This is a genomic window from Frankia sp. CeRuru1, from assembly GCF_977966315.1.
The window spans coordinates 1-3,638 of record NZ_CDWWEW010000454.1; the positions used below are offsets into that span (position 1 = coordinate 1).

At 73.1% G+C, this 3,638-nt stretch carries 3 protein-coding genes; 2 read left to right on the plus strand and 1 reads right to left on the minus strand.

Going from position 1 to position 3,638, the window contains the following annotated elements; translation table 11 throughout:
- A partial coding sequence (locus tag AC08OP_RS22490; RefSeq protein WP_476615994.1) for an alpha/beta hydrolase fold domain-containing protein occupies positions 1 to 1,126 on the plus strand: 1,126 nt, incomplete at its 5' end.
- 205 nt (positions 1,127 to 1,331) lie between these two features.
- Positions 1,332 to 2,393: a universal stress protein gene (locus AC08OP_RS22495; protein ID WP_476615995.1), complete on the plus strand. Its 1,062-nt coding sequence runs from the start codon at positions 1,332 to 1,334 to the stop codon at positions 2,391 to 2,393.
- 75 nt (positions 2,394 to 2,468) lie between these two features.
- On the opposite strand, the gene AC08OP_RS22500 is transcribed toward AC08OP_RS22495, so the two are convergent.
- The gene (locus tag AC08OP_RS22500) at positions 2,469 to 3,560 is read right to left on the minus strand and encodes an LLM class F420-dependent oxidoreductase (RefSeq protein WP_476615996.1); all 1,092 of its coding nucleotides are present in this window, start codon (positions 3,558 to 3,560) and stop codon (positions 2,469 to 2,471) included.
- Positions 3,561 to 3,638 lie beyond the last annotated feature (78 nt).

Sequence of the window (3,638 nt, forward strand, 5' to 3'; positions counted from 1 at the left end):
CTACCCGGCCGATCCCTGCCCGGCCGATCCCCGTCCCGCGGACGGCCCTTCGGAAGGGAGAATTGTCATCATCCGCTCCGCCCAGCACCGATTCCTCGCCGCCGCCACCGGCAGCATGCTCGCGCTCGGCCTGGGCCTGGCGGCGTGCTCCCGGCACGGCTCCGCCCCTCGCCCCGCGTCGCCGACAGCGTCGGGCCCGGGTGGCCCGAACAGCGCACCCGCGCAGGCCGGCACGCCCGAGGAGTCCGGCGGCATGTGGGTCCTGCGGGACGTGCCCTACGCGCCGGTCTCGCCGGCACAGCGGCTGGATCTCTACCGTCCCTCCCCGCCGGCCCCGACGGCAGGTGCCGAGGGGGCCCAGGTGACCCCCGGGACGGTCCTGCCGGTGGTACTCACGATCCACGGTGGCGCGTTCATGCTCGGCGACAAGCGGGACGACCTGCCGGTGGTCCGAGCACTCGTCCACGCCGGGTACGCCGTCGCCAGCTTGAACTACCGGCTGTCCGGGGAGGCGAAGTTCCCGGCCGCGGTCCAGGACGTGAAGGCGTCCGCCCGCTGGCTGCGGGCCCACGCGGGCACCTATGGCCTGGACCCCTCCCGCATCGCCGCGACCGGCGCGTCGGCCGGGGCCTACCTCGCGGTGATGCTGGGCACGACGAGCGGTGTGGCGATGTTCGACGACCCGGGGCTCGGCAATCCCGGGGTGTCCAGCGACGTCCAGGCCGTCGTCGACTTCTACGGCCCGGTGAACTTCGCCTCGATGGACGCCCAGCTGCGCGCGAACGAGCGGTGCACCGTGGCTGACGCCCAGCACGACCAGCCCCACTCGCCGGAGTCGCGGTTCCTCGGCCGCACCGTGACGGCCGTGCCCCAGCTGGTACGGGTGGCGAGCCCCCTGAACTACCTGAGCCGCGGGCCGCTGCCGCCGTTCCTGATCGAGCACGGGGACGTGGACTGCACGGTCCCCCACCAGCAGTCGCTGGAACTCGCCCACGCACTGCGCGCCGCCGGAGCGCCGGCGGTGGACGTGACGATCGTGCCGGGCGCCGGCCACGGCGGTGCCTTCCCGGCCCGGGAGCGGATGGGCGCCGTTCTGGCGTTCCTGCACCGCACCATCGGCCGCTGACGGCCGGCACACCACCCGGCGCTCCGTCGACCCAACCACCTCTGCGGCCTCAGGCCACCTCTGCGGCCTCAGGCCGCGGGCCATCCGGCAGGGTCATGACCGGCCGCAGGCCCCACCGGCTCACCCCGCGCGTCACGTCGCGGGGGTCACCTTCAGGCGGAACCATGGCAGTGACGGGGAGCAGCACGGCGAGAGGGTGATGGCGATGCCGGACACCGCAGCACGGCCGGACACCGCAGCACGGCCGGACACCGAGGCACAGTCGGACACCGCGGGGTACGCGCGCCCCGCCGGGCAGGCCGTCGAGGCGGCGGACGCGGAGTCCGCCGCCGGTGGGATCGTCGTCGGGGTCGACGGTTCACCCGCGTCCGTCGCCGCGATCCGGTGGGCCTGCGACGAGGCCGCCCGGCGCCTGGTCCCGGTGATCGCGGTACTGGTATGGGACGTCATGGGCGAACCGCGGCCGGTCTTCGAGACCGCGGCGAACGCCGACCGCGAGGGTCTGGCGCACGCCGCCACGCGGGTTCTGGACACCGCGCTGACCGCAGCCCGGGTCAGCGATCCGACAGTGCGGATCATCCGGCGGGTCGAGGAGGGCAGTCCCGTCCCGGAGCTGCTGCGGGCCGCGGCCGGCGCGCGGATGATCGTCGTCGGCGAGCGCGGTCACGGGGCCCTGCACCGACTGGTGAGCGGCTCGGTGAGCCAGGGTGTGGTGCACCATGCCTCCCTGCCGGTCGTCGTGGTACGGTCGGTCGCCCCGGCCGCCGGATCCGGCAGGCACCGGTCCGGAAAGCATGACCGCGATATGGCGAGCGGCGGCGCGCACCAGCCCGTCGGCATCGACGACCGGCCGGTGGTCGTCGGCGTGGACGGCTCGGCCCCCTCGCTCACGGCACTACGGTGGGCCGTCGAGGCGGCGATGCTCCGCAAGAGCGCCCTGCACGTCGTGCACGCCTGGCACCTGGACATCCCGATCTACCCGGGGAGCTACGCCGATATCGGATCGGCGCTGGCGGAGCAGGCCCGGCAGACCCTCGACCAGGCCGTCTCCACGATCGTCACCGAGCACGCCGGCGGGCTGCCCATCCCCGTCAGGAAGGAGACCGTCGTCGATGGCCCCGCCCATGCGCTGCTGCGGGCCTCGGCTGACGCGCAGCTGCTCGTGGTCGGCAGCCGCGGGCACGGCGGCTTCGCCGAACTGCTTCTCGGTTCGGTGAGCCACCAGTGCGTCCTGCACGCGCACTGCCCGGTGGCCGTGGTCAGGTAGCGGCCCCGGTGGCCCTGGTCGGTAGCGGCGCGGCCCGTGGTCGGGAAACCGGCGCGGTCCGTCCGGCGAGGTCGATCAGCCGATGCCAGCCGGCGTGGGGATGCGGGGGCGCAGCGTGCTCAGCAGGCCGAGGACCCGCTCGGCCAGATCCTGCTCTCCCCCGCCAGCCGATCCAGTTGATCCGGTCGATCCGGTCGATCCGGCGCTGTCCCACGCTCCGAGCAGGAAGGACGGAGTCAGGCGGACGTAGAGCTGGACCGCGGTGACCCCGGGCTGCACATATGCGGCGATCTGGTCGCGGCACTGCTCGGGCGTGCCGTGGATGAACAGGGCATCGATGACCTCGTCGGGTAGCGCCCGGGCGGCACCACGCTGGTCCCCGGCGGTCCAGCGCTCGTGGGACTCGGCGAGCCGTTCGCCGTTGCCGAGCCATTCGTGGAAGGCGTGGTAAGGGGTCTGGTTAAGGATCCAGGTGAGGAACGGCCGGCTGTCGCGGCGGGCAACGTTCGGATCGGCGTTCGGATCGGCGTTCGGGCTCACGAAGACCTTCACCACCAGCTCCTTGCCCGCTGGCTGCGGTCCGACGGCGGCACGGACCTTGATCAGATCTTCGGGGGACAGCAGATTGGTGACGGCACCGTCCCCCTCGGTGAAGCCGAGCTTGAGCATGCCGGGCCGCAGCGCTCCCAGGATGACCTTCGGCGTCTCGATCGGAGGATTCGGTAGGACGAAGCCGCGGATCGCGAACGTGTCGAAGGCGCCGGAGACCACCTCGCCGCGCAGCGCCCGGGTGAGGAAACGAAGCGTGTCCCGGGTCCGGCGGAAGGGCTCGTCGAACGGGATGCCGTTGAGGTCGGTCACGTGGGCGGGCACCGACGAACCGATGCCGAGGACAAGCCCACCGAACGTCAGATCGGCCAGGGTCGCCGCGGTCTGGGCGAGCACCGCCGGGCCGCGGGTGTGGACGGGCACGATCGCGCTCGCCAGGCGCACCCGGGGATCCCAGGCGGCGGCGACCGCGAGCGGGGTGAACGCGTCGATGCCGCCGCCTTCGGCCGTCCACACGTCGCTGTAGCCGGCGTCAGCGAGTCCCGTGACGATGCGTCGATGGTCCCGCAGCGGGATGCCGGGCAGAGGAAGGGTGACACCGAAACGCGGAGTGGTCACGGGAGTACCTCACGGGTGGTCGACGGTGTTCGGTCAGATGGTCGTCGCGGAGACGGGGGACAGAGACGGGGGACGGAG

Coding starts and splice junctions, on each gene's coding strand:
- AC08OP_RS22495 (WP_476615995.1), top strand. CDS start 1,332: ATGCCGGACACCGCAGCACGGCCGGACACCGCAGCACGGCCGGACACC.